Source organism: Nocardia sp. NPDC051750, assembly GCF_044453135.1.
Classification (GTDB): domain Bacteria; phylum Actinomycetota; class Actinomycetes; order Mycobacteriales; family Mycobacteriaceae; genus Nocardia.
On sequence record NZ_JBITCK010000005.1, the window covers coordinates 240,327 to 265,275 of the forward strand.

The 24,949-nt window shown below is 68.7% G+C and carries 29 protein-coding genes and 1 pseudogene; 13 read left to right on the forward strand and 17 right to left on the reverse strand.

Annotation, left to right across the window (positions count from 1 at the left end; genetic code table 11):
• Nucleotides 1-145 precede the first annotated feature (145 nt).
• From ACIA75_RS22895 to ACIA75_RS22910, 4 genes are all read left to right on the forward strand, one after another.
• Nucleotides 146-1,159 carry a hypothetical protein gene (locus tag ACIA75_RS22895; RefSeq protein WP_397107178.1) on the forward strand — a complete coding sequence of 338 codons (1,014 nt, stop codon included), beginning with the start codon at nucleotides 146-148 and terminating at the stop codon, nucleotides 1,157-1,159.
• Between the two features lie 4 nt (nucleotides 1,160-1,163).
• Nucleotides 1,164-2,003 carry a helix-turn-helix transcriptional regulator gene (locus tag ACIA75_RS22900; protein ID WP_397107180.1) on the forward strand — a complete coding sequence of 280 codons (840 nt, stop codon included), beginning with the start codon at nucleotides 1,164-1,166 and terminating at the stop codon, nucleotides 2,001-2,003.
• 88 nt (nucleotides 2,004-2,091) lie between these two features.
• A complete protein-coding gene (locus ACIA75_RS22905) occupies nucleotides 2,092-2,838 on the forward strand; it encodes an SDR family NAD(P)-dependent oxidoreductase (RefSeq protein WP_397107182.1) in 747 nt (248 codons plus the stop codon).
• Nucleotides 2,839-3,117: 279 nt separating this feature from the next.
• A complete protein-coding gene (locus ACIA75_RS22910; protein WP_397107184.1) occupies nucleotides 3,118-3,480 on the forward strand; it encodes a cupin domain-containing protein in 363 nt (120 codons plus the stop codon).
• Nucleotides 3,481-3,591: 111 nt separating this feature from the next.
• Here the strand turns inward: ACIA75_RS22910 and ACIA75_RS22915 are convergent, their stop codons facing one another.
• Complete coding sequence (locus tag ACIA75_RS22915) at nucleotides 3,592-5,145, reverse strand: AMP-binding protein (protein WP_397107186.1); 1,554 nt, start codon at nucleotides 5,143-5,145, stop codon at nucleotides 3,592-3,594.
• Between the two features lie 284 nt (nucleotides 5,146-5,429).
• Here ACIA75_RS22915 and ACIA75_RS22920 point away from each other — a divergent pair, with 284 nt between their 5' ends.
• Both ACIA75_RS22920 and ACIA75_RS22925 read left to right on the forward strand, forming a co-directional pair.
• Nucleotides 5,430-6,071, forward strand: a complete 642-nt coding sequence (locus ACIA75_RS22920; protein WP_397107188.1) for a hypothetical protein — start codon at nucleotides 5,430-5,432, stop codon at nucleotides 6,069-6,071.
• A gap of 199 nt (nucleotides 6,072-6,270) precedes the next feature.
• Entirely contained in the window at nucleotides 6,271-6,474 is a 204-nt protein-coding gene (locus ACIA75_RS22925; protein WP_357232778.1) for a cold-shock protein, read from the forward strand.
• Between the two features lie 116 nt (nucleotides 6,475-6,590).
• Here ACIA75_RS22925 and ACIA75_RS22930 read toward each other — a convergent pair whose 3' ends face one another.
• From ACIA75_RS22930 to ACIA75_RS22980, 11 genes are all read right to left on the reverse strand, one after another.
• Complete coding sequence (locus ACIA75_RS22930; protein ID WP_397107191.1) at nucleotides 6,591-6,902, reverse strand: gas vesicle protein K; 312 nt, start codon at nucleotides 6,900-6,902, stop codon at nucleotides 6,591-6,593.
• Complete coding sequence (locus ACIA75_RS22935) at nucleotides 6,899-7,090, reverse strand: gas vesicle protein (RefSeq protein ID WP_397107193.1); 192 nt, start codon at nucleotides 7,088-7,090, stop codon at nucleotides 6,899-6,901. The genes ACIA75_RS22930 and ACIA75_RS22935 overlap by 4 nt, the downstream gene beginning before the upstream one ends.
• Entirely contained in the window at nucleotides 7,087-7,875 is a 789-nt protein-coding gene (locus tag ACIA75_RS22940; RefSeq protein WP_397107195.1) for a GvpL/GvpF family gas vesicle protein, read from the reverse strand. The genes ACIA75_RS22935 and ACIA75_RS22940 overlap by 4 nt, the downstream gene beginning before the upstream one ends.
• A complete protein-coding gene (locus ACIA75_RS22945; protein WP_397107197.1) occupies nucleotides 7,872-8,261 on the reverse strand; it encodes a gas vesicle protein in 390 nt (129 codons plus the stop codon). The genes ACIA75_RS22940 and ACIA75_RS22945 overlap by 4 nt, the downstream gene beginning before the upstream one ends.
• Nucleotides 8,258-8,584 (reverse strand): gas vesicle protein GvpO, encoded by a 327-nt coding sequence (gvpO, locus tag ACIA75_RS22950; protein ID WP_397107199.1) that lies wholly within the window; start codon nucleotides 8,582-8,584, stop codon nucleotides 8,258-8,260. The genes ACIA75_RS22945 and gvpO overlap by 4 nt, the downstream gene beginning before the upstream one ends.
• Nucleotides 8,574-8,843, reverse strand: coding sequence for a gas vesicle protein GvpG (locus ACIA75_RS22955; protein ID WP_397107201.1), 270 nt, complete (start codon nucleotides 8,841-8,843; stop codon nucleotides 8,574-8,576). The genes gvpO and ACIA75_RS22955 overlap by 11 nt, the downstream gene beginning before the upstream one ends.
• A gap of 3 nt (nucleotides 8,844-8,846) precedes the next feature.
• Nucleotides 8,847-9,638 carry a GvpL/GvpF family gas vesicle protein gene (locus ACIA75_RS22960; RefSeq protein WP_397107202.1) on the reverse strand — a complete coding sequence of 264 codons (792 nt, stop codon included), beginning with the start codon at nucleotides 9,636-9,638 and terminating at the stop codon, nucleotides 8,847-8,849.
• The gene (gene gvpJ / locus ACIA75_RS22965; RefSeq protein WP_397107204.1) at nucleotides 9,638-10,042 is read right to left on the reverse strand and encodes a gas vesicle protein GvpJ; all 405 of its coding nucleotides are present in this window, start codon (nucleotides 10,040-10,042) and stop codon (nucleotides 9,638-9,640) included. Before gvpJ ends, ACIA75_RS22960 begins: the two co-directional genes overlap by 1 nt.
• Before the next feature lie 228 nt (nucleotides 10,043-10,270).
• Nucleotides 10,271-11,269: an SRPBCC family protein gene (locus ACIA75_RS22970; RefSeq protein WP_397107206.1), complete on the reverse strand. Its 999-nt coding sequence runs from the start codon at nucleotides 11,267-11,269 to the stop codon at nucleotides 10,271-10,273.
• 5 nt (nucleotides 11,270-11,274) lie between these two features.
• Nucleotides 11,275-11,871, reverse strand: coding sequence for a hypothetical protein (locus tag ACIA75_RS22975; RefSeq protein ID WP_397107208.1), 597 nt, complete (start codon nucleotides 11,869-11,871; stop codon nucleotides 11,275-11,277).
• A gap of 241 nt (nucleotides 11,872-12,112) precedes the next feature.
• Entirely contained in the window at nucleotides 12,113-13,642 is a 1,530-nt protein-coding gene (locus tag ACIA75_RS22980; RefSeq protein WP_397107210.1) for a class I adenylate-forming enzyme family protein, read from the reverse strand.
• 121 nt (nucleotides 13,643-13,763) lie between these two features.
• Between ACIA75_RS22980 and ACIA75_RS22985 the strand changes: the two genes are divergently transcribed.
• Together ACIA75_RS22985 and ACIA75_RS22990 are read left to right on the forward strand one after the other, a co-directional pair.
• Nucleotides 13,764-14,447 carry a TetR/AcrR family transcriptional regulator gene (locus ACIA75_RS22985; protein WP_397107212.1) on the forward strand — a complete coding sequence of 228 codons (684 nt, stop codon included), beginning with the start codon at nucleotides 13,764-13,766 and terminating at the stop codon, nucleotides 14,445-14,447.
• Nucleotides 14,444-16,117, forward strand: a complete 1,674-nt coding sequence (locus tag ACIA75_RS22990) for an acyl-CoA dehydrogenase family protein (protein ID WP_397107214.1) — start codon at nucleotides 14,444-14,446, stop codon at nucleotides 16,115-16,117. Before ACIA75_RS22985 ends, ACIA75_RS22990 begins: the two co-directional genes overlap by 4 nt.
• 20 nt (nucleotides 16,118-16,137) lie before the next feature.
• On the opposite strand, the pseudogene ACIA75_RS22995 reads toward ACIA75_RS22990, so the two are convergent.
• Nucleotides 16,138-16,287 (reverse strand): annotated as a pseudogene (locus ACIA75_RS22995) (cholesterol oxidase); the annotation flags it as partial.
• A 275-nt stretch (nucleotides 16,288-16,562) separates the two neighbouring features.
• Here ACIA75_RS22995 and ACIA75_RS23000 point away from each other — a divergent pair.
• Both ACIA75_RS23000 and ACIA75_RS23005 read left to right on the forward strand, forming a co-directional pair.
• On the forward strand, nucleotides 16,563-17,660 hold the full coding sequence (locus ACIA75_RS23000; RefSeq protein WP_397107216.1) for a WD40/YVTN/BNR-like repeat-containing protein: 1,098 nt from the start codon (nucleotides 16,563-16,565) through the stop codon (nucleotides 17,658-17,660).
• 4 nt (nucleotides 17,661-17,664) lie between these two features.
• Nucleotides 17,665-17,937, forward strand: a complete 273-nt coding sequence (locus ACIA75_RS23005; protein WP_397107218.1) for a MoaD/ThiS family protein — start codon at nucleotides 17,665-17,667, stop codon at nucleotides 17,935-17,937.
• A gap of 374 nt (nucleotides 17,938-18,311) precedes the next feature.
• Here the strand turns inward: ACIA75_RS23005 and ACIA75_RS23010 are convergent, their stop codons facing one another.
• Nucleotides 18,312-19,454, reverse strand: a complete 1,143-nt coding sequence (locus tag ACIA75_RS23010; protein WP_397108000.1) for a Glu/Leu/Phe/Val dehydrogenase dimerization domain-containing protein — start codon at nucleotides 19,452-19,454, stop codon at nucleotides 18,312-18,314.
• 322 nt (nucleotides 19,455-19,776) lie between these two features.
• Here ACIA75_RS23010 and ACIA75_RS23015 point away from each other — a divergent pair, with 322 nt between their 5' ends.
• Both ACIA75_RS23015 and mug read left to right on the forward strand, forming a co-directional pair.
• Complete coding sequence (locus ACIA75_RS23015; RefSeq protein WP_397107220.1) at nucleotides 19,777-20,775, forward strand: LysR substrate-binding domain-containing protein; 999 nt, start codon at nucleotides 19,777-19,779, stop codon at nucleotides 20,773-20,775.
• A gap of 52 nt (nucleotides 20,776-20,827) precedes the next feature.
• The gene (gene mug / locus ACIA75_RS23020; RefSeq protein ID WP_397107223.1) at nucleotides 20,828-21,409 is read left to right on the forward strand and encodes a G/U mismatch-specific DNA glycosylase; all 582 of its coding nucleotides are present in this window, start codon (nucleotides 20,828-20,830) and stop codon (nucleotides 21,407-21,409) included.
• Nucleotides 21,410-21,474: 65 nt separating this feature from the next.
• On the opposite strand, the gene ACIA75_RS23025 is transcribed toward mug, so the two are convergent.
• A complete protein-coding gene (locus ACIA75_RS23025) occupies nucleotides 21,475-22,233 on the reverse strand; it encodes an SDR family NAD(P)-dependent oxidoreductase (RefSeq protein WP_397107225.1) in 759 nt (252 codons plus the stop codon).
• Between the two features lie 150 nt (nucleotides 22,234-22,383).
• On the opposite strand from ACIA75_RS23025, the gene ACIA75_RS23030 reads away from it, so the two are divergent.
• On the forward strand, nucleotides 22,384-23,046 hold the full coding sequence (locus ACIA75_RS23030; protein WP_397107227.1) for a TetR/AcrR family transcriptional regulator: 663 nt from the start codon (nucleotides 22,384-22,386) through the stop codon (nucleotides 23,044-23,046).
• Nucleotides 23,047-23,102: 56 nt separating this feature from the next.
• Here the strand turns inward: ACIA75_RS23030 and ACIA75_RS23035 are convergent, their stop codons facing one another.
• Both ACIA75_RS23035 and ACIA75_RS23040 read right to left on the reverse strand, forming a co-directional pair.
• Nucleotides 23,103-23,780, reverse strand: a complete 678-nt coding sequence (locus ACIA75_RS23035; protein ID WP_397107229.1) for a DUF3159 domain-containing protein — start codon at nucleotides 23,778-23,780, stop codon at nucleotides 23,103-23,105.
• Nucleotides 23,781-23,901: 121 nt separating this feature from the next.
• On the reverse strand, nucleotides 23,902-24,861 hold the full coding sequence (locus ACIA75_RS23040) for an NAD(P)H-dependent flavin oxidoreductase (protein ID WP_397107231.1): 960 nt from the start codon (nucleotides 24,859-24,861) through the stop codon (nucleotides 23,902-23,904).
• Nucleotides 24,862-24,949: the final 88 nt, after the last annotated feature.

A 24,949-nucleotide genomic window follows, 5' to 3' on the forward strand; every position in this document is an offset into this window, starting at 1 on the left:
CGGCACTTGCCGCGACCGCACCGTTGTGCCAAGGTCCTGGGTTTCGCACACCCAGGATCGCGAGTACCTGCATCGACAGGTATCGGGAGAAATGCCGCGCATGTCCGATGATGCGGAAGATCGCATCTAGGAAAGGAAGACCGCCATGCGCGTTCGTATGCGCCATCTCCTCCTCGGCCTGACGGCGGCGGTGACTCTCGCCTGCACCACTGCCGCCCCCACCGAGCCGCTCGACCACTATGTGATACCCGGTGATAGAGCGTTCCCCACCGGTCTGGCCTACGACCCGGATACCGGGCACTATTTCGTCGGCAGCGCCGCGGACGGCGCGCTCTATCGCGGGCATGTGGACCGGCCCGAAGCGGAACTGTGGTCGCCGGACGGCGCCGACGGGCGGACAGTGACCTCGGGGATGACCATGGACGCCGCGGGCCGGCTGTTCGTCAACGGCGCCGGCAGCAACGTGACCCGTGTCTACGACCCCGAAAGCGCCGGCCTGCTCGCCGAACTCCGTGGGCTCCCCGGCGGATTCGTCAACGAGGTATCCATCGCGGAAGACGGCACAGCCTACGTCACCGACTCCTACCTGCCGGTGATCTACCGGATCACCGAGAGCGCCGGTGGTTGGCGGATGGAACCATGGCTCGATATCGATCGGACAGCCATCGATTGGGTGCACGGGGAGCACAACCTCAACGGAATCCTGGCGGTCGGCCCGTATCTGCTGTCGGTGCAGAGCAATACCGGCCGGCTCTGGCGCATCGATCGTGCCACCGGAGAGGTCACCGAGGTCGACCTCGGTGGCGAACTGCTGCCCAGCGGGGACGCCCTGGTCTCCGATGACGGCCGGCGAATCTTCCTGACCCAGGGAAACCTCTATGCCGATACCGATCAGGAGCCCCGGGTGGCCGTGCTGGAGATGAGCGAAGATCTGACCAGCGCCCGGATAGTCGACAGTCTCGTCCCGCCGGGCGGGCTGCTGCATCCCAGCCAGGCAGCACTGACCGGGAACGGGCGCCTGCTGGTCGTGAACAGTCAGTACAACCGGCTGGTGGCAGGGCAGGAGCCACAGTCCCTGCCGTTCACGGTCTCCAGCATCCCGGTGCCCGCCGAGACCGAGACGACACCCGCCGTCTCCCTGGGAATCCGCCTACCCTGAGTAGGTGGACCGACGACACGAACTCCGCGATTTCCTCACCACCCGGCGGGCCCGGCTCTCCCCCACCGATGTCGGTCTCCCGCCGGCCGGCCCGCGCCGCACTCCGGGGCTGCGCCGGGAAGAGGTCGCGGTGCTCGCCGGGGTCGGGGTGTCGTGGTACACCTGGCTCGAGCAGGGCCGTGATATCCGGGTGTCGGAACGCGTACTGGATGCTCTCGCCGGCGCGTTACGTCTGAACGCCCACGAACACGCCTACCTGTATCGGCTGGCAGGCCTCAACCCGCCGTCCCTGATCGCCACGACCGCCGCGATCGCGCCGGAGCCCCCGATCACGCCGGAGTGGCATCGCATACTCGACGCGTGGCTGCCCCGCCCGGCCTACATCATCGACCGTTACTGGGGCTTCGCGGCCGTGAACAGCACCGCGCGGGAAATTTTCGGTCTCACCGAGGACGACGACAACTGCCTGGTGGCGTTTTTCACCAATGACCGCTACCGCGCCGCCTTCACTCACTGGGCGGAGGCGGCGCCCGAAATCGTCGCACGCTTCCGCGCGGATGCGGCGCGGCATCCCGATGATAAAATTTTTGACCGGCTCACCCGCGAACTCGGTGCGATCAGCGACGAGTTCACCCGGCTGTGGGCCCGGCACGATGTCACCGAGTCGGCGACGGGCACCAAGGCCATCACCCACCCGGACGGCGGTGAGCTGCACTTCGAGTACACCAGGCTGCCGGTGCCGGACCATCCGGGACACCATATGGTCCTGCACAATCCCACCCCCGGCACCGGCACCCTGGAATGGCTGGAGTCCTTCGCCGAGGAGTCCCGCCTCATCGGCTGAACCCGGGCACAGGCACGGTGCCTGGTGGTGCCACACCCAGTATCAGCTCGGTCTGTTCCCCGGCCGGTGGAACACCCACGCTCGAACCATGACTCGATACACCGACAAGGTCGCACTGGTCACCGGCGGAACCAGCGGAATGGGAAAGGCCACGGCGCAACGCCTGCTCGACGAGGGCGCACAGGTCGTCATCACCGGCCGCGACGCCGACCGCCTGAAAACGGCAGCGGCCGACCTCGGCGACCGGACCCACGGGTTCGTCGCGGACGTCGCCGACCTGACCGCCCTGGACGACCTCGTGCAGGACATCCGAAACCGGTACGGCCGGCTGGACGTGGTCTTCGCCAACGCCGGGGTGGGCATCTTCAAGCCGAGCCGAGAGATCACCGAGGACGATTTCGACCGGTCCGTGGCGGTCAACTTCAAGGGCGCGTTCTTCACGGTGCAGAAAGCACTGCCCCTCATCCCGGACGGTGGTGCCATCGTTGTCAATGCTTCGTGGACCCTGCACCGGGGCGTCGATGGGTTGTCGGTCTACTCCGCCACCAAGGCGGCGGTGCACAATCTCGCCCGCACCCTCGCCGCGGAGCTCGCCCCTCGCGATATCCGCGTCAATTCCATCAGCCCCGGCTATATCGACACGCCGATGTACCCCGAGGCCGGCCTCCCCGAAGAAGTCGCGGCCTCGAACAGAAACCGCGTCGCCGCGCATAGGTTCGGCCGCCCCGAAGAGGTCGCCGCGGCGGTCGCTTTCCTCGCCTCCGCCGAGGCTTCGTACATCAACGGCCAGGATCTGATCGTCGACGGCGGGCTCGTCGGCACCATCCCTGCCTGATCGCCGCGGCGCCGCTACCTTGCCGCCGCTACACCCGCCGCAGTAGAGTGTGATCCAGATCATATCTATTTTCCCGGGCGTGCCGGTTCGTACGGCGCCGCAGGTGGGTGGGGAACACGTCGACGCAGCGCGGCGCGGCGAACTCGATTGTGTGTCGACGTAATGAGGCGCAGAGCAGGACGAGCGATCGGCTGTGTGCTCGTACTCGGTGGCAACGAAGCGACCGGGGACGATTCCGACCCATCCGAAGCAGGGGCAGTAGTACCGAGGAGAACGGACATGTCCGGTTTGGTACGCAAGAATTTCGATTCGCCCGAGGAAACCCGCCCGTTCGAGGCGGGCAAGGGCAAACTCGACCTGGTCAATCTGGATACCGGTCCGGTGGGCCGGGCGGTGTTCGAACCCGGCTGGCGGTGGTCGGACCACGTCAAGCCGATTGCCGGGACCGATAGTTGCCAGGCGCCCCATATGGGCTACTGCGTGTCGGGACACCTGACGGTGGTCATGGACGACGGCGAGAAACAGGAGTACGGACCCGGCGATTTCATGATCGTGCCGCCCGGACACGACGCCTGGACCGTCGGCGACGAACCCTGCGTCATGATCGACTGGCAGGGTGTCACCGACTACGCCAAGCGGTGAACGCGAGGCCGGCACCGCACGCATACCGCAGTCCGGCCGTCATCTCGGCGGTTCCGCCCCAAGTCGTGGGGCGGAACTGCCGACCGGTGCCCGATAGGACCGCGGCGGAGCTCAGTTGACCTGCCGGCCGCGGCCACTCCAGTACGGTGCGCGCAGCTTGAACTTCTGCAGTTTGCCCGTCGCGGTCCGGGCCAGCTCGTCGCGGAACTCGACCGAGGTCGGCGCCTTGTAGCCGGCCAGCCGGTGTTTGCACCAGGCGATCAGCTCCGGCTCGGTCGCGCTGTCCGGCTCGGCGTCCGGGTGCAGGACGACCAGCGCTTTGATCGTCTCGCCCCACTTCTCACTCGGCACCGCGATCACCGCCACCTCGGCCACGGCGGGATGGGAGAAGAGGCAGTCCTCGACTTCGATCGACGAGACGTTCTCGCCGCCGGTGATGATGACGTCCTTCTTCCGGTCGGCGATGGTCAGGTAGCCGTCCTCGCCGAGGGTGCCGCCGTCGCCGGTATGGAACCAGCCGTCGGCGAGCGCGTCCGCGCTCTCCTCGGACCGGTCCCAGTAGCCCTCCATCACCACGTTGGACCGGGCCAGCACCTCCCCCGCGCCCTCCTCGGACTCCTCGACCCGCAATCGGACGCCGAGGGCCGGGGCGCCGGCGCGGGTCAGTTTCGCGGCCTTGGCCTCGGGGTCGAGATCGTCCCACTCCGCTCGCGTGCGGTTGACGGTCAGCAGCGGAGAGGTTTCGGTCAGACCGTAGATCTGGATGAACTCCCACCCGAGTTCCTGCTCGACGCGAGCGACGGTCTTCGTCGGCGGCGGGGCACCGGCCATGATGATCCGCACCCGGTCGCGCCCCGGGATCTCCCCCTCCCACGCCTGCGCGGCCTCGAGCACCGCGGCCGCGACCGCGGGTGCCGCACACATCACCGTCACCCCGTGGTCGCGGACCCGCCGCAGGATCTCGACGCCGTCGATCTTGCGGAGGACGATGTGCCGGGCGCCCACCCCCGTCATCGCGAACGGCTGCCCCCAGCCGTTCGCGTGGAACATCGGCAGGGTGTGCAGGTAGACGTCGCGATCACTGATCGTCGCGTGCAGTCCGAAGGTGACCGCGTTGACCCAGATATTGCGATGGGTGATCTGCACACCCTTCGGGCGCGCGGTGGTACCGGAGGTGTAATTGATGGTGGCGGTAGCGGATTCGTCCGGCTCCCACGGCGCCGGCACCGAACCCGGCGCAGCGTAGAGGTCGGCATCCGAGCCCAGCACGAACGTGTGCTCGCAGTCGATCTCACCGAGCGAGTCCGCGAGCTCCGGATCCACATACAGCACGCGGGCACCGGAATCTTCGAGGATGTAGCGCACTTCGTCCGGACGCAGGCGGAAGTTGATCGGCACCAGCACCCGGCCCCATCCGCTCACACCGAAGAACGAGGTGAGCAACCGGCTCGAATTGTGGCTGACGATCGCGACCCGCTCACCGATTCCGATGCCGAGTTCATCGAGCCGGGCGGCCTGCCTGCGGGCGAGGTCGGCGACCTGGGAATAGGTGAGCGCCCCCTGGCCGGGCGCCGGCTGCGCGGGTTCGTCGACCACACCGATCCGGTCGCCGTACACGGTTTCGGCGCGGTCGAGGAAATCGGAGACACTGAACGGGACAAACATGGTTCTCCTACGAATCTTGCCTGCGCCTGAGCGACGATTGTGCGGACCTTCCGACGGCTCGACGATTGTCTCCCCTGAAGCGGCCCCGGCGGGCCGGAATTCTTGCGGTGATCGCCCGGCGGGCCCGCACTCCGCCCGTTCCGCTCCCGCCGGGCGCCTGGAACTCGGCGGCTTCGCCGAACCCCCCGCCTCATGACCCATGTGTGCCAGCACCGTGACTTCACCGCGACCATTTCGTAATCTAACGGTGATCTTGTCTCCGAGCGTAATGAGTGGTCACGATAATGCCTGGTCAACACCGCAAACCGGCCCGAGTCAAGAAGATCGCCCCACTGGCCGGAAGCGCGATCGCGGCCACGGCGGTGATCGCCCTGTCGGTGACGGCCCGGCCGGGACCGGATCAACAGCCTGCCACCGCGGCCGTCGACTCGCCGGCAGTACCCGCCGCCGGCATGGACCAGGCCCCCCAGCCGGCACCGGACGCACCGCTGGCGGTCGCCGCGGTCGATCGGCCACGGGAGCCGGCCAGATACGCCAAACGTCTCGCACCCCCACCGCCGCCCCCGATGCCGTGTTCGACCGAACTCGCGGGGGCTCAGCCGCAGGTGGCAGCGGTGGGCAACCTGATCGACCAGACCTTCGGTGTTGCCGATATCGGTGGCGCGAACGGCCGGTACGACGGCGATCACGGCGCCGGCCTGGCGCTGGACTTCATGACCAGCGATCCCGCACGTGGTGACGCGATCGCCGACTTCGTCCTGGCGAACAAAGAACGGTTCGGCGTGACCTACGTGATCTGGCAGCAGCGATACAACGACGGCAGCGGCTGGTCGTACATGGAGGACCGCGGCAGTCCCACGGAAAACCACTACGACCACGTCCACGTATCCTTCGATTCGGCCGCCGACGTCCACGTGACCTGTTGATCACCCCTCGGAACACCCCTGTGGGCGAACTCACCCCTGAAGGTGATCTGTTGGCGCCGACAGGTTTTCGTACCGGGGCAGCACTACCGATATCGGGACCCCGGCGCCGGGATGCCCGAGAGTGTGGCAAGATAGTCGTCGAGACCGGGCCAATCGAAGTGATCTACTCGGCTCACCTACAGAAATGAAGTTGTAAAGCATGGCGCAAGGCAGTGTGAAGTGGTTCAACGGCGAAAAAGGCTTCGGCTTCATCGCCCAAGACGGAGGCGGACCTGACGTCTTCGTGCATTACTCGGCCATCAGTGGCTCGGGTTTCAAGTCCCTCGATGAGGGTCAGCGCGTGGAGTTCGAGATCGGCCAGGGCCAGAAGGGCCCGCAGGCTCAGGACGTCCGCGCCATCTGAGACGCGTGAGTTCCAGGCTCCGCACCCTATGGGTGTGGAGCCTTTCTCATTCTCGGGCGACGTTCCCACCCGGAGCGGGGACAAGCGCGGCGCGCAGGTGCCGGCCCGCGGCTACCTCACGACAGGCGGCCGGACGGGTTCTCCGGAAGAAGCGGACCGAGGGGTCCGAGGTCGATGTTGAGGTCTTCGGGTGTGAGGCCGAAATGCTCGCGCAGCTCGTCCATCCGCTGTTCGAGCAACATCAGTGTGGTGCCGATGCGCTCGATCTGTTCTTCACCGAGGCTGCCGTCGTCCACCCGCCGCAGCGCTTGGCGTTCCATCAGCTGCCGCAGCAGTTCCACCAGGGTCAGGACCAGCGTGACCAGGCCGCGCTCCACCGACTCCGGGTCCGTGTCGATACGCGGTGACAGGCCGTCGAATTCGGTCATCGTGGAAGCTCCGGCGGGGGCCCGGACAGCGCACTGATCGAGGAGATCAGGGCTCGCAGCGAGATCTGGACGAGGTCCACGTCCGCGATGGCGAGTTTGATATCGCCGGAGACGACCACCCCACCGGCGAGCACCCGGTCCAGCAGATCGACCAGGGCGACGCGGCGTTCGCCGTCGACGGTACTCACAACGGCTCGCGTTCCACGCCCGCGAACGAATACGGCGGCCACGGACCCGTCAGTTCCAATCGGATACCGGGGAATTCGTCGCCGAGAGCCTTGACCGTCGCGGCGAAATCATCGGACCGATCGTCGTCCACCAGGTAGGTGCCGTTGAGGACCATCCAGTCGCGGCGCCCGCTCAATGCCGGATCGGTGGTCGCCTGACGCCGGCCGGCCGCGGCTCGGCGGGTCAATCGTGCGTGGATCTTCTCCGCACGCTGGGCCGCATCGTTTTCCACGGTCTCCTGGGCGGACAGCTGCGCACGACGGCGGGCCAGGTAGGCGGTGCCGGCGCCCGCTGCGTTACCTTCGTCCGCGGCGCGAGCCGCGGCCACCGCCGCGGTGAGTGCGCCACGGTCACCGTAGGCTTTCACTCCCCACTCGGTCCGGCCGCTCACCAGGACCAGCGCCGCCTCCAACGCCGTTCGCCGGTCGCCCAGCAGCTCACGCACCCGCTCGTCGTCGAGGAAAACGGTGGCCAGGCGTAGCGGAACCGCGGCAGCGCGGCCCACCACGGCGGCGACCACGACATCGTGTGCCCGGGCCGTCGCCGCCAGCCAGTCCAGATCCTCCAGGTTCCGGCGCAGCGGTTGTTCCCCGAAGACCTCGAGCGGTACCGAACCGACAACGGCGGCCAGCGGGTCCTCCACAACCACCCGCACGGATTCCCCTGCCACACCGGTGATCTCGCCGAAGTCCGACACGGCGTCCGCGGCGAGCGTCACCGCGTACAGCCAGACCCCGTCGGTCACGGCTGCTCGTCTTCCTGGTACTCGCGCCGGGCCTCGAGGGCCGCGCGGCGTTCCTCGCGCGCCTCGAGTTCTGCGATACGGTCACGTAATTCGCGGTTCTCCAGCTCCACTGTGCGCTGCGGCCGTTCCAGTGACCGGGCTTTGCTGTTGAGCCACGGGTCGGTCTCCCACCAGTCGATACCCACCGCCTTGGCCGTCTCCAGCGAGGCGACGACCAATCGCAGTTTGATGGTGAGCAATTCGATATCGAGGAGGTTGACCTGGATATCGCCCGCGATCACCAAGCCCTTGTCGAGCACCCGCTCGAGAATATCGGCCAGGTTCGACGACTGATGGCCGCCGCCGTAGGGTTCCGGCGCATACGAGCCGCCGCCGACCACCGTCATCTCCGGCCACCGATGTCGGTGCTGCCGCGGGCATAGCGGGCCGTTCTCCGGTAGGCGAGCAGATTGCCGTCGAAGTCGATCTCCACTTCGTAGAGCGCGAGCATATCCGACGACGACGGAATGCGGTGGTCCTCGAGCACCTCGATCTCCACCAGGCGGCCGTCCTCGAGGGGTTCCATGGAGGTGACGCCTTCCACCGATTTCGAGGTCAGTGCCGTCAGCTGTTCGATCGCCGCGCTGGCGGCGGCCGTTGCGGTCATCGGACGCCCGGCCGAGCCGGTCTCGACCTCCCCGGAATCGTCGGCGGTTGTTCTACGGCTCACGCTGTTCACTCCCTTCATCGGCCGGTGCCGCACCGAGCGGCCGGCTCATCCGGGCGACAACCGTCCGGAGCGCCTGGTCGCGCTCGTCCTCGGAGATATTCCCGGCCTCGGCCGCCGCCTCGATCTCCTCGATCTCCCGCCGGATGGCGGCGGGGCTGCGCATCTCCTGTTCGACCTGGTCCTGGATCACTTCGCCCAGCCAGATCACCCCGCGGACCGGCGCCAGCGGCAACGAGACGATCGCGGAGAGCAAACCCATCACTCACCCCGTGGGCTCATGCGCGGTGACAAAATCGTAGGGCGCCATCGGCCCCAGCAGGCTCAGCCGGACCCGCCCGTCCCATTCGTCGCCGAGATCGGTCAGCGCCCGCGCCAGGGCGTCCTCTCGGGACAGGTCGATGAGCACAGCGAGGTGAGCGGCGTCCTCTTCGTGCGTGGGCTGCCGCTCCCGTACTTTCGCATCGACTTCGCCGAGCGCCGCGACCACCCGCTGCGTGTCCTGGGCACGTTTGGCCTCGATCGTCCGGTTCACGATCTCGCCCAGCGCGATCCGCGCGTCCCTGGTGGCCGCTTCCGGTCTGTCACGGATCTCCGCCCGTAACCGAGCCGCATCGGCGTTCTCGTGCAGCACCTCCCGCAGGATCGCGTCCTCGGCGTAGCGGCCGCGGATCACGAACTGCGCGTGACCCTCGAGCTCGTTCAGCGCCGCCCGGAACTCGTCGTAATTGGGGGCGAGCAGTTCGTTCTCCACCGCCGCCGTATCGGTCACGACACCGCCGAATCGCAGCGGCAGCACCGGGGCCACCGCCGCGGTCCCGTCGAGCAACCGCGCGTGCGCGGTGAGGTCGTCGGGGGTACCGAGCGGGCGGTCGAGCGAAATCTCGCTGATCAGTGCGGCGATCTCGCCGTGGCGCACGACGGCGACGTCCACCGGCGGATCGCCGATACCGCGCGCGTGCGGTTCCGTTTCGACATCGCCGGCCACGATGCCGTACACGTATACGGCGGTGCGCTCCGCACGATCGTTCTCCCGTACCGTGCCGGCCGCGGACATCAGTTGTCGTCCCGTCCCGGAGACCGCCCGGACGCCCGCTGTTTCTCCTGCATGTCACCGAGGAAGTCCTGGACCTTCTGCCCCGCGGCCTCGATCGCGCCCTTCGTCTTGTGCTCCGCCGCGCCTTCCGTGACATCGCCGACCAGATCGGTGAGGCCCTTGGGCTCGCTGCCGGATATCTCGAGGCGGTCGACAGCCTCGGCGAAACGCAGGTAGGTATCGACGCTGGCCACCACGACCCGGGCGTCGATGGTCAGCAGTTCGATTCCGACCAGCGAAACCCGGACGAACGCATCGACGACCAGTCCTTTGTCCAGAATGGTGTCGACGACTTCGGCCAGTCCGGAGGAATTCGGCCGGGCCAAGGTGCCGGTTCCGGCACCGCCGGCGGGTTCGATCGTCATGAGCGCGCTCCTCGCCTCTCCCGGGTACGCCGCGGTGTCGTGGCGCGACGCCCGGTGGAGCGGCGCCGCGTTCCGGACTCCCCCGCTGGGGCCTCCGCCTCGTCGTCGTGCTCGTCCGGCTTCTCGGCGTCGAGCGCCTCGTCGTCCTCGGCTGCCTCGTCGTCCTCGTCCGGCTCCTCGCCCTCGTCGTGGGTTTCGTCGGCTTCGTCGTGGTCCCGCTCCGCCGCTTCACCGTCGTCTTCCGGCGCCTCCTCCTCGTCTTCGGTGTCCTCTTCGGCCCGTTGCCGGGCGGTCTCGTCGTCCTCGACGATCTCGCCGTCGTGGATCTCCCCGTGCCAGCCCTCGATCGTCGGGATGGAGGACGGCCTCGGTCATCAGATGCCGCTCGAACAATTTGAGTTCCAACCGGCAGCGGCGGCCGGCCGCGCGCCACATATTGGCGGTCTTCTCGAAGAAACCGTTGGGGTGGTATTCGAGCACCACGATGATCCGCGTGAGATTCGGCCCGATCTCATGGAAGGTCACCGCACCGTCGATATAGCCCTTGGCGCCTTTCGATCGCCAGACGATCCGCTCGAAGGGCACCTGTTCGAGGATGGTGGATTCCCAGGTCCGCCGGGACCAGAACACATGGCCGGTCCAGGAGACCTTCTCGTCGGAGACCTGCTCGACCTGCTCGACCTTCTTCATGAACTTGGGATAGTCGGCGAACTGGGTCCACTGGTCGTAGACGAGGTCGATCGGCACTCCGACGTCGATATGTTCGACGATATTGGTGACTTTGGACTTCTTCGCCCCGGAGCCCTTGCCCCCACCACCGGTGAGCGATTCCTTGGCCGACGAGATCGTGCCTTTGACCGAGTGACCGAGTTTTGTCATCCCGGCGCTGAAAGCTGCCTTCACCGGGGACGCCCCCTCGGCCAGCTTCTCCGCCCCGGTCACCGCGGACAGCAGATTCCCGCCGTCACCCCCGGCATACTGATCGAGCCGGCCGGCCGCACCCGACACTCTGCCCGATAACCCGGACACAGCGCGTTCGGCCAGGGTGACCCCGAGGTTCTGCACCGACTGCCGGAGCAGTTCGGTGGGCGTGGGGGCCACGCCCTCGGCCGTCCGCCGGGCCGCCGAACCTGCCGCCGTCGCCGTGCCCGCGGCCCGCCCGGTGGCACCGGAGGCCGCCCGGCCGGCGCCGGACACTGTGTCGCGCAAAGCTTTCGCGGCCGCCATGACTGCTACCTCCTCGTGCGCCGTACAGGTGCTTCGTCCGTGCCGGACCGGGCCCGCCGTCGATTCGGTGCGGCGGCGGTCCGGTCCGTCGAGGCGGGAGATCGGCTGGATGTCCGGGAGCCGGACCGGCTCCCCTTCGCCGCCTCTGCCCGGCGGGCACGCGTTCGCGGCGCGGGCTCCTCGGTATCGTCTCGGTCCGTTTCCTCGTCGGCGGACTCGTCGAGATCGTCTTCGACCGGCTCCTGCTCGTCGTCCTCGGGCAGTTCGGCAGCCGTCGCACCCCGGTCGTCGCCGCCTTCGTCGCCGAGCGCGGCGGGCGGCCGCTGCAACCGGGCGTTCAGCGCATCGACCCGATTGGCCGCCGCGGTCACGGCGGCGGAGCGCACCGCATCCATCAGCTCGCCGCGCACAGTTTCGGTGATCTTGGTCAGCTCCGGCGACTTCAACGACGCGGCCCCCTGCTCGAGCAGTTCCCCCGCGACTCCCGACGAGCGTTTCGACATCGCGGCGCCGGCCAGCGCCAGCGCCCAGCGCATCTTGCGTGTACGCCCGAGCAGGTAACCGACACCCACCCCTACTGCAATTCTTGCTCCGCCTTTCATGCCCTCTCCTGACTCGCCCCGGCTGCCGCTGCGCCGGCGACGCGGAAGCGGCCGAGACTCGAGAATCCCCCACTGTGGCGTAGACCACATCATGCTGGACGAGCCTCCAGCGTATTCCTGGTTATCCCTGGGGTCGATAGGTGCGAGCGGCAAAAATCCAGGACTTCGAACGGATACCAGGCGGTCACGAATCGTCGATCGGTTCCGGGGCCCGTGATCACGAGTGGTTACATGGACGAGTTCATGCGCCCACGAGCGCCTTTCGCAGCACGTGCTTGGTGAGCTTGCCGGACGGGTTCCGCGGCAGCTCGTCCACGAGGACCAATTCGCGGGGAATCTTGTATCGGGCGAGCTTGTCCGAGAGGTAGGCGCGCAACTCCACGACATCGAGTTCCGCACCCTCGGCCGGGGCCACCACGGCGACCACGGTCTCACCCCACTCCGGATGCGGACGACCGATCACCGCGACATCCCGGACATCCGCACGAGGGCGGATCGCTTCCTCGACTTCCTGCGAATAGACGTTCTCACCTCCGGTGATGATGACGTCCTTGGTGCGATCGACGATGTAGATGTAGCCGTCCTCGTCCAGCCGCGCGACGTCACCGCTCCGGTACCACCGGCCGTCGAATACCTCGGCGGTGGCCTCGTCGTTGTTCAGATAACCGCTCATCCGGGTGTCGCCGGCGAGCCAGATCTCACCCGTCTCGCCGGGTCCGGCATCCGCGCCATCGGGCCGGACCACACGTAGATCCACCCCGGGCATACCGCAACGCCCGATCGAGCCGGCCTTCGTGAGCTGTTCGTCCGGGTACAGCGCGGTCCCGGCCGGTCCCATCTCGCTCATCCCGTACACCTGGTAGAAGTTCTCGGACCGGTACGCCTGCTGTAGCTGCCGCGCCACTTCGGCGCCGACGGGCGCACCGCCGTAGGTCCACCGCCGTACGGACGACAGGTCGAAGTCACTCATCTCGGCGCCGGCCGCCTTCGTCGCCTGCAACGGGGCCAGGTAGGCGATCGGCGCGCCGAAGAACGCCGTGATCCGCTGCTCTTCGATGATCTTCAGGACAGCCAGGGGGTGGTATTCGCGCATCAGGACGACCGTGCCGCCGAGGAACAACGTGGTGACGAACCAGACGTTGAGCGGGGCCGCGTGCCAGATCGGCATCGCGATCAGCACTCGCTCGTCCCGGTCGAGACCGAGCGTGGTCGCGATGTAGGACGCGACCGTGGTGATCGAGCGGTGGGTATGCAGGCATCCCTTGGGCGCACTGGTGGTGCCGGAGGTGTAGAGCACCTGCGCGATCTCGGACTCCGCCACCGGCGGCCCCGGCCACTCGTCCGCCCCGGCGACCAGCCCGTCGAAGTCGTCGTGCGCCCCGGTGTGCTCACCCAGCTCGGTCGACAACCAATCGACCTGCGGCGCACCGGCTTCCGCGGTCGCGCGGAGATCCGCCGACACCACACCCACCCGCGCGCCGCAGTGGCCGAGGGTGTATTCCACCTCCGGCACTGTCAGCTTGTGATTGACCGGCACCAGCGCCGCGCCGGCCCGCCAGGCACCGAACGCCGCGACCGCGAACCCGGGAGAGTTGTAGGTCATCACCGCGACCCGATCCCCGGGCTCGACGCCGCGAGCACGCAGCAGGTTCGCGGCCCGCTTCGACGCCGAGAGCAGCTCGGCATAGGTGATCTCCTCGGCACCGTAGGCGATGGCGACCTTGCCGGGATATCTGCGGGCGCTGCTCTCCAGCATCGTGGTCAGGTCCATCGGCTACTCCTCGCGGTCGGCATCGATCCAGCGGGCGTTGCCGTGGGTCGGGAATGGGTCTACAGTTCGAGCGGGAAGAATTGAATCACGATTCAAACCTTATGGAAAGGGGTCCGGACGAGTGGCGTACCGGCCGACCGAGAAGACGCGTGCCGCCCGGGCACGGCGTCGAGCCGCGCTCCTCGACGAAGCCGGCGCCTTGGTCGCGACCGGCGGATTCGCCGCCGCGACCGTCAAGGCGATCGCCGAGAGATCCCAGCTCAGCGTGGGTACGGTGTACTCGTACTTCGACAGCAACGCCGACCTGCTGGCGGCCGTGTTCCGGGCCGGCGCCGACCGGGAGCTCGCGGCCACCCGGGCAGCGGTCGAATCCGCGGAAGGTCCGGCGGCTCAGCTGCGGGCGCTGGTGGAAACGTTCGCACTCCGCGCCATCCGGGGCAGGCAGATGGCGTGGTCACTGCTCTTCGAGCCGGTCGATCCCCGTATCGAGGCCGAACGCCTGACCTACCGCGCGGCCTACCACCGGCTGACGACGGAGATCCTGCGCGACGGTATCGCGTCCGGGGTCTTCCCCGACCAGCATCTCGGCGTGACCGCCGCCGCCCTGATCGGCGCCATCAGCGAATCACTGACCGGGCGGCTGTCCGCCGGCCACGCGGTGACCGACGACGCCGACGACCACCGGATCGTCGAATCCATCCTCCGGTTCTGCTTCCACGGCATCGACTACACCGGAGACGCTCCGCCCATCCGCCCGTCGGCTTCCGCCGGCACCGTGCGGCGTATCGAAGGGAAAGACTCATGACAGCCACCGTCGCGCCGGGTTTCCGCACGCACGAAGTGTTCAATCAGGCCCCACCGCGCACCGGCGTGAACGAGTACACCTCGAATATTCCGCTGGCCGAGGGGGTGGCGCGGTACGACGCCGGCTGGGCGGCCGGGTCCCTCACCGATGTCGGCGACCTGGTGGGTACCGAGTCCTTCCAGCACGACGCCGAACTGGCGAATACCGTTCCCCCGGTCTTCCACTCCCACGACAGGTACGGCAACCGGATCGACGAGGTCGAGTTCCATCCGGCCTATCACCGGATCATCGGCGCCGCCGTCGCGCACGGAGCGCACACCTCCGCCTGGGCGGATCCCCGGCCCGGCGCCAATGTCGCACGAGCCGCGACGTTCATGCTTTTCGCGCAGGTCGAGGCGGGCCACGCCTGCCCGATCTCGATGACCCATTCGGTCGTTCCGGCGCTGGAATTCTCGCCCGAGATCGCGCACCTGTGGTTGCCGCGGCTCTACAGCCGCGGCTACGACGGCCGCCTGCGGGCTCCCGGTGACAAACCCGGAGTGCTGTTCGGTATGGCGATCACCGAGAAACAGGGCGGCTCCGACGTCCGGGCCAACACCACCCGCGCGGTACCCAACGGCAACGGAAGCTGGTCGCTGACCGGCCACAAATGGTTCTGTTCGGCCCCCATGTCCGACGGCTTCCTGATTCTCGCGCAGGCGCAGGACGCGCACCTGGCCGATTCCGCGGCGCTGTCCTGCTTCCTGGTGCCGCGCGTACTCGAGGACGGTACCCGCAACGTGTTCCGGATCCAGCGGCTGAAGGACAAGCTCGGCAACAAGTCCAATGCGTCGTCGGAGATCGAACTCGACGGCACCCTGGGCTTTCTCGTCGGCGAGCCGGGTCGCGGTGTGCGGACCATCATCGAGATGGTGTCCCGCACTCGCCTCGACTGCGTGTACGGCTCGGCGGCCGGGATGCGGCAGTCCGTCGCCGAGGCGCTGTGGCACGTCCGGCACCGCGCCGCCTTCGGCGCGACCCTGATCGACCAGCCCGCCATGACCGCGGTCGCCGCCGATCTCGCGCTCGAGTCCGAAGCGGCCACCGTCACCGCGCTGCGCCTCGCCCGCGCCCACGACGCGGACGCCGGCGATACGGAGCAGGCGTTCCGGCGGCTCGCCACCGCGGTCGCGAAGTACTGGATCTGCAAGCGCGGGCCGCACCATGCCTACGAGGCTCTGGAATGCCTCGGCGGTAACGGCTACACCGAGGCGTTCCCCCTCGCTCGCCGGTACCGTGAGCAGCCGGTCATGGCGGTCTGGGAGGGTTCCGGCAATGTCATCGCTCTGGACGTCCTGCGCGCGATGACCCGCGAACCCGAGTCGGTGGATGCCTTCGACGCGGAGCTCGCCACGGCTCGCGGTGCGTCGGCCCTGTTCGACAGCCACCACGATCGGCTTCGCGCCGCGCTCGCCGAACTGTCGTCGCTTCCCGCCGAGCAGGCACAACTGCGGGCCCGCGGAGTCGCCTCGGCGATGGCGCTGGGTCTGCAGGCATCACTGCTGCTGCGTCACTCGCCGGCACCGGTCGCCGAGGCGTTCCTCGCGGCCCGCCTCGGCGCGGACCGCGACTTCCAGTACGGATCCCTGCCGGCGGGAACCGATTTCGCCACCATCCTCGACCGCCACTGAGGCTCGGCGCCGGCGATCGGTCAGATCACCACTCCGACATCCTGGGCGACGAGGTTGTCCACGGCACGTTCGGCCACGGCCGCGATGGTCATCGACGGATTGCATGCCGCGGCATTGCCGGGCAGCAGCGCACCGTCGAGAACATACAGACCCCGCTGCCCCAGGACCCGCCAGGGCTATACCGGCTGTCGCCGCGGATCCGCCGAGGAAGGAACGTCGTCAAATTGCGGTCACGACCGACCTCCGAACAACTGCGCAGACACCTCCGCACGACGGCGCCGAGGCGCGCCGGCCCAGCGCTGGCGCAAGTAGTCGGCGGGGCGGAGGGCTCAGCGTCGCTGTCCCGATACGCGCGCATCGTTGTTCACGTCCTGCCGTGACCTGTCGCACCCCCGGAGTACGCTCAGCTCCGATCGGCGTGGCGGTGACGGCATGGAGGTCGGCGATGGATGTTTTGCTCGGAATCGGGACACGCAAAGGCTTGTTCCTGGCGCGTAGCAGGAACGGCCGGTCGAGCTGGGAGGTGAGCGCGCCGCAATTCGCGGTGGCCGATGTGAAGGCCTTGGCGATCGACACCCGGCGGGCGACCCCGCGCGTACTGGCGGGAGTACTGGACAGCCATTTCGGTCCGACGCTGGTGGTCAGCGACGATCTGGGCGAGACGTGGAGCGAACCCGACGATGCACCGCTGGCATTTCCCGCGGATACCGAAGCGGCGCTGCAGGGCGTATGGCAGATCGCCCCCGCGACGGCTGCGGAGCCCGATGTGGTGTACGCGGGCGTCGAACCGTCGGCACTGTTCCGCTCCACCGACCGAGGGCGGACCTTCGAACTGGTCCGCGGGCTGTGGGACCATCCGCACCGGCCGGAGTGGATGCCCGGCGGTGGTGGGTTGGCATTGCACACCGTCCTCCCCCATCCGGGCGACACCCAGCGGATCGCGGTCGCCATATCCACCGGGGGTGTCTATCAGTCCGCCGACGGCGGGGCATCGTGGAAGCCGACGAACAAGGGGGTCACCGCCGATTTCATGCCCGGTGAACTGCCGGAGTGGGGGCAGTGCGTGCACAAGGTCGCGATGGACGCCGAGACCCCCAGCACGCTATATCTGCAGAATCACGGCGGAGTCTTCCGCAGCACCGACGACGGCACGAGCTGGCAGTCCATCGACGGCGGCCTCCCGGCATCCAACTTCGGCTTCCCGATCGTCGCGCATCCCCGGCGTCCCGGCGTCATCTACACATTCCCGCTGGTCGCGGAGATGGAACGGTTCCGGTTTCCCCCGGAGGCCCGCTGCGCCGTGTATCGCAGCGACGACGGTGGCGAGACCTGGTCGGCGAAGACCGAGGGACTCCCGGACGAACCGTTCTGGGCGGCGGTCATGCGCGATGCCATGTGCGCCGACGACGCGGACCCGGCAGGTATCTATTTCGGCACCCGCAACGGCGAGGTGTACTGCAGCGCCGACGAAGGCGAACACTGGCAACTGGTGGCCGACAAGCTGCCGGACGTGCTGTGCGTGCGCGCGCGAGTCGTCGGATAACGCCGTGGCACGTGTGCATCTGCCGTCCATGCTGCGCACCTACGTCGACGGGGAGAAGGAATTCGATGTCGAGGGTGCCACTCTCCGCACCGTTCTCGACACCCTGCGCGAGCGATCCCCCGCGTTGGAACGCCGGTTGCGCGACGAGGCCGGCGCACTGCGTCGCTACGTGAACTTCTATATCGACGGCGACGAATGCCGCACCCTCGCCGGTCTGGATACACCCTTGAGCACCGGCACCGAGGTCATGATCATCCCGTCGGTCGCCGGGGGGTGAGCACGCCGGGCGGGCGGCGATCCGACGCCCCGCCCCGCGGACCATGTCTGCGACGGGGCGCCGCCACTTATGTGCCGGCCCCCGACCCGCTCGGCACGACGGCGTCTATCCGGGATCGGACCGGGCTCCCGGCCGTCACGGGCTGGGCGGCCGCCCGCGCCGGCAGACGAGCGTGCTGCTCCTCGAACCGTTTCACATCCTCGGGCGAGTTCTCGAGATACTCGCCGAGCTCCAGATCACTGGTGTCCGGCTGCTGTTGCAGCCGGACACCGGTGCGAACTTTCGGCCGGGCGGGAGATCGGTGACGTCCCCGGCCGTATATCTCGGGTGCTCTTCTCGGCCCGCAGGGCCTATGGATGCGGGTGCACTGGCGATCAGGGAATGGCGACCGGGCCCGCGACCGGCGACGGATCGTCGGCCCAGAGATGTCCGGTATCGCGCGGGGTGACGCCCGCCTCTGCCCACGCGGCGAGGAGCTGCTCGACCTTGCTGTGCATGATCGTGCGGAGGCGGTCGAACGAGTTCTCCGGGATATCGTCGACCTCGCCCAGAAGCAGCCACCAGGCCCACGCCACGGCCCCGGCGTTCGCCACGAAATCCGGTATCACCGGAATACCGCGGGCGGCGAGCATGGCCTCGGCCTCCGGTGTGGTGGCGGCGTTCGCGGCCTCGACGACGATCCGGGCCCGGACATCGAACGAGTTGTCCGGCGTGATGGCATAGGAGATCGCCGCCGGGACAAGGATATCGACGTCGGAGGACAGGATCGCGGCGCGCGGCAGCTGCTGGACGTCCGCAGGCAGGCGGGTGCGGTCGACCTCGCCGTAGCTGTCGCGCAGATCCAGCAGCGCCGGAACATCCAGCCCGTCGGGGCAGTACAGCGTGCCCGCGGCGTCGGCTACGGTGGTGACCTTCATCCCGGCCTCGTGCAGGTAGTAGGCCGCCGCCCCGCCCATGGTGCCGACGCCCTGGATCGCGACCGTGGCCTCGGCGGGCGCCTGGCCCCACCAGACCGCGGCGGCGAGGCAGGCGTGCGCGACGCCGTAGCCGCCGATCACATCGCCCAGCAGGAACCCGCCCTCGACGGCGGCGTTCAGTCCGGCGCGGACCCGCTCCAGCGTCGCGGCCGGATCAGCGGCACGGCTGATCGCGGCGTGGTAGCTCTGGCCGAGGCCGAGTTTCTCGAAGACCTCGTCGATCAGGTGCTGCGGGACCCCCAGATCCTCCGCGGTCACCCAGTGCGAGTCCAGCCATGGGCGCATGGCTTCGCAGAACCGTTCCAGCACCTCGACGGCGCGCGGGTCCTTGGGGTCGAAGTCGATACCGCCCTTGGCGCCGCCGACCGGCAGATCGAAGGTGGCGGTCTTGTTGGCCATCCCGCGGGCCAGATCCTCGACCTCGCCCAGCGTGCAGCCGGCCCGCATCCGGGTACCGCCGGTGGCCAGACCGGCGCGCATGGTGTGCACGACCAGATAGCCGACCGCGCCCGTGAGCGAGTCCGTCCAGTGCAGGCGCATATACGGCTCGGAACGCCGGATCGCGGGGGCGACGGTCACTGCCGCCGGGATGGACGGAACAGCCTGCGCGGTCACCTGCGGAGCATCCCCGACCGGGTCATGCATCGTCGTCACGACGAACCACCTCCTCTTCGTACTCGTGCCGGTCACCACCACCCACGGGGAAACGCCTGGTCGCTTTCTCTCCCGTCCGGGCCTCGTCGCCCCCGGCCGATGGCTCGGGTCCGGTGCTCTCAGCGTGCATTCGCACCGGTCCGCGCGTCTATTTACGGTTCGTTCACGGCAGTGTTCAGCGTTACTGCACAACGAATAGGCTCGAGGTATGGATCTGTCGCTGGCCCGCCTCCGGATGCTGCGTGAGCTGCACCGGCGCGGCACGATCACTGCGGCAGCGAATGCGCTGCACTACACCGCCTCCGCCGTCTCTCAGCAGCTCGCGCAACTGGAGCGCGATGTCGGTACCCGGCTGTTCGAGCGGCGGGGGCGCCGGGTGCAGCTCACCGATCTCGGGGTGCTGCTCGCCGAGCACGCCGAGGAGATCCTCGCCTCGGTGGAGCGCGCGACGCAGGCGCTCGAGGAGGCCGGCGAATCGGTGACGGCGAAACTCACCGCCGGTGTGTGGGCCTCGGTGGCGTCCGGGCTGCTTCCCGACGCGCTCACCGCCCTCGCCCGTAATCATCCGGGCATCCTGGTGCGCACGCGGGAACTCGCGCCGGAAGCGACCGCCGCGGCCGTCCGCGACGGCGCACTGGACCTCTCCTTCGTCCTCGACTACTCGAATTACCCGATGACCTGGGACCGCGGCTTGGAACGCGCGATCATCGCGGTCGAACGAATCTACGCCGCCGTCCCCGCGGGTGCGCTGCCGGCGGCCAGCGTGACGCTGGCCGAACTGGTCGAACACCCGTGGATCCTCGCGCCCGCCCGGTCGCATTTCGGGCATTCGGCCCGGCTGGCGTTCCAATCCGCCGGACTGAAACCACGGATCGATCACGAGGTCGAGGAGCAGGCGACCGCGATGGCGATGGTGGCGGCCGGGCTGGGTGTGACGCTCGTGTCGGACCTGGGGCTGGCGCTGCGCCCGCCGGGCGTCGACATCGTCGCACTGGGCGACCCGCTCACCCGGACCGTATCGCTGGCCTACCGCACCAATACCGCGCGCCGCGCGGCCCTGTTACTCGTCGTGGACGCGATCCGGACGGCATCGGCGGAGAAGGGACTGGGCGCCGACACCGCACTACCCGCCCCGACCGTCGCGGAACCGGCGGCTCCACCGCCGGAGCCACCCGAGGTGGGCGACAAGAACCTCGGCTTCGGCTGATCGCGGGGCGGTCGCGGGCCGAGGTCTTCCCGGCTTCCGGCACACTGGGCGGATGGCACGTTCCGCTGCGCCTCGTCCCACGCCGGCCGACCTGGCCGCGGCCGAAGGAAAGACCATCCCCGATGTCGTGGCGCCGGATCTGCGGGTGCTGTTCTGCGGGATCAATCCGGGATTGTGGTCGGGCGCCACCGGCCATCATTTCGCCCGGCCCGGAAACCGCTTCTGGCCCGCGCTGTTCCGATCGGGATTCACGCCTCGGCTGTTCCGTCCCGACGAACAGGAGGACCTGCTCGCCCTCGGCCTGGGCATCACGAATGTGGTACCACGGACCACCGCGAAGGCGGCCGAGCTGACCACAGAGGAACTCCGCGACGGCGGCCGCGCTCTCGCCGAACGGGTGAGCCGGTACGGCCCGCGAATTCTCGCGGTCCTGGGCCTCGGCGCCTATCGCACCGCGTTCGGTCGGCCGCAAACCACCGTCGGACGTCAGCCAGATGCTTTCGACGAGGCCGAGGTCTGGGTACTGCCGAATCCGAGCGGCCTGAACGCCCACTACACGCTGGATGCGCTGGCCGCCGAATTCCGCACCCTCCGCGAAGAGTCGGAACGGGTTTCCCGGCGCGGGCCGCACTAGGTTCTGTGGGTTGGTGCTCCCGGTTCTGACAGATCCGGGATCGACCCGCTGTATGCGAGAGGCCCCTACAGCAGGGCGCCGCCGGACACTTCGAGGCGCTGGCCGGTGACCCATCGCAGGTTCTCGGAGGCGAGCGCGGCGATGGCATCGCCGATCTCCTGCGGTTCGCCGACGCGGCCCAGCGCGGTCTGCGCGCCCAAGCTCTCGCGCATCTGGGCGTCGTCGCGCATGGCGCCGCCGTTGAAGTCGGTGGCCGTCGGCCCGGGCGCGACGGCGTTGACGCGGATCCCTCGTCCTCCCAGCTCCACGGCCAGGGTCCGGCCGAGAACCTCGATCGCCGCCTTGGACGCCGAGTAGACCGAGGTGCCGGCACTGGTGTGGCGGCTGAGGGAAGAGGAGACGTTGATGATCCGTCCGCCGTCGGCCAGCAGGGGTGCAAGCGCCTGGATGAAGAAGAACGTGCCGCGCACGTTGGTGTCCATCACCGCGTCGAAGTCGTCGACCGTGACTGCTTCCAACGGTCCGAACAGCCCGATCCCGGCATTGTTGACCAGGACATCCAGCCGCGTGGCGCCCCAGCGCTCCAGCTGCGCGGTCAGGTCCGAGGCGAAGGCGGGGAAGGAAGCCACATCGCTGATGTCCAGCCGCAGCGCGACGGCCTTCCCGCCCGCTTCCTCCACGCTCTCGACTGTCCGCTCGGCCCCGTCGGCGTCGCCGCGGTGTGTGACGATGACGTGCCGCCCGTGCCGGGCCAGCGCCTGGGCCGTGGCACGGCCCAGGCCACGGTTGCCGCCGGTCACCAATGCGATTCGGCCTGATTCCATGAGTGTTTCTCCTCCTGTGCGCGGATCGACGCCGGCCGGGAGTGCTTCCGCCGACTCGAGGTGAGTCGCACGACTCGCCTCTGCATCCACCAAAGCACCTGCGCAGTGGCGAGTCAAGTGACTCGTCTCGTGATGAGTCATACTGGGTCCATGAAGGCAGGACTCTCCGCGCACCATCAGCGACTCGCTCAGTCCAAGCGCGAGGCGATCACCGCGGCTGCCACGCGGCTGTTCCTCGAGCGGGGCTACGACGGGACTTCGCTGGCGAAGATCGCGCAGGAAGCGGTGGTGTCGAAGTCCACGCTGTTCAAGCAGTTCCCCACCAAGGCGGCGCTGTTCGAGGCCATCGTCACGGAGTACTGGAATGGCGGGCCGGACCTTGCTTCGCCCACGGTGCCGCCCGGCGACCTGAGCGCCGGCCTGAGCGCGATCGGCCGCCGGTACGCCGACCTGATCGGCAGGCCCGAGATGGCGGCCCTCTTCCGTATCGTCGTCGCCGAGCTGCCGCGCTTCCCGGAATTGGGGCGGGCGCAGTTCGAGCTGGGCAAGCTGCCCTACTTCATCTCCGTCCAGCGCTACCTGGAGGCCGAGCACAACGCGGGCACCGCCGTGGTGCTCGATGCGCAGAGCGCGACCAATCAGTTCCTCGGCATGATCGCGAATTACGTCCTGTGGCCGCGGATGCTGCTCGCCGACTGGAACCCTTCACCGGCCGACGTCCGTCACGCCGTGGAGGAGGCGGTCACGACGATGCTCGCCCGCTACGACCGCAGCAGCGTCGGCGGGCAGCCCGCCGGAGAGGACCCGGCCTAGCGCACGTCCGCGACGGGCCCGCCAACGGAATCCGCACCGGTGAGCCGGGTCGCAGGTCAGCTTCCGGGCTGCGGGACGAGTCGCTTGGTGGTGCGCCGGAATGCCCAGAGCACGATCAGCCCGGCCAGAATCGTCAGCGGCGTACCCAGGACGACCTTGGCGACCGCCAGCCATGTCGTGGAATCGGCGAGGTACAGCCACTCCTTGATGACGAACCGGGCGCCGAACACGGTCGCCGCGGCAAGGGTGGCGATATCGTGTGCGCGCAGCGCCACCTTGTCGGCGCGCCAGGCGACCTTGCCGCCGTGCACCAGGTTCCAGATCACGCCGGTCAGCGGGCGACGGGCCAGTACCGACGCGAAGGTCACGACGAAACCTGCCAGTGCGGCCCAGATCCCGATCACGAAGAAGTCCTTCGCCGAACCGGTCCACATCACGATGCCCACGGCCGCGGCGATGCCGAGCAGTCCGCCGATCGCCGAGGAGAAACGTTCGCCGCGGAACAAGCGGAATCCGGTCAGCAGGACCCCGACCGCGATCGAGAGCCCGATCGTCACCGAGAGCGGCAGGACCGCGTTGGCCGCCACGAACACGACAACGGGGAGGGTCGAGTAGACGAACCCCATCGGGCCGCCCATCTGGTCGAGCAGGGTCGGCCGCGCCGCCGGCTGTTCGGCACCCGGCGGCACCTCGGCGGGCACGGCGGTGGCGGGGGAATCCTTCTGGTCGGTCATATCTTCCGGCCTTTCCAGGCTAGGAGGCTGTGCGGTACCTCCATGAGAAACTGTGCCGCTGCGGCATACTCAAGTCGGTAGCGGCCGCCGCGGCCGGAGCATCACCGCTGCCCGCCGGGTTTCAGTCCCCCGACCAGGCACGTAAGGAATGTTCCGCTGTCGCACACAGATTCTCGATCACCTCGCGGGCGGGCCGGCTTCCGGTGAGCAGTCCGACGCCTTGGCCCGCGTCGACCGGGGCCACGGCCGGGTCGTCGGCGGCCATCGCCGCGGCCAAGGCATCCCGGGCCTCGGGTGCACCGGCCAGATCGTCCGCACGGCTGTCCCACCGCCGGGTGAAATCGTTGCGTAGCACCCGTGACGGGAACCGCGCCGGCCACGGCAGGTCCTGACCGATATCGAAGACACGGGTGGTCACGGTGTCGGTACCGTCCGCGCCGGCCAGCGCCGCGCGGCTGCGGTCCGGTGTGCGGGCTTCGGTGCACATCGACAGTCGTGTTCCCAGCCAGGCACCGGCGGCGCCCGCCGCGAGCACCGCGGCCAGGGTCCGGCCGGAGGAGATTCCACCGGCCGCCAGCACCGGGCCGTCGACGGCGTCCAGGACGGCATCCAGCAGCGGCAGCGTGCCCAGGGCCGGTGTCCCGTGACCGCCGCCCTCAGCTCCCCTTGCGACGAGGACATCCACTCCGGCATCCCGGGCGCGGCGCGCCTGTTCCGCGTCGTAGACCTGGGTCACCGCGGCGATCCCGGCCCGGTGCACTCTGTCGACCCAGGCGAAATCCTCGGTGAAGCTGATCGAGATCAGGGCCGGCCGCGCCGCGACGGCCGCGTCGAGCAGGCCGGGTTCGCGGGCCAGCACCCAGTCGACCACGCCGATCCCGAACGGCCCGGAGATCTCGCCGAGCGCCGCCAGCTCGCCGCTCAACCGGGAGACCGAGCCCGCGCTGCCCATCCCGATCATGCCGAGCCCACCGGCCGCGGTGACAGCGGCCGCGAGACGGCCACCCGCGACGCCGCCCATCGGGGCGTTGACGATCGGAGCACGCAGGCCCATATCCCGCGACCAGGGAGTCACCAGCATGACAGTCCACCTCGCTCGTCTGTGCACCGGCAGCGGAACACCGCGCCCGTTGCCGCCGGACGGTACCCGGCCGACGATATCGGCAGCC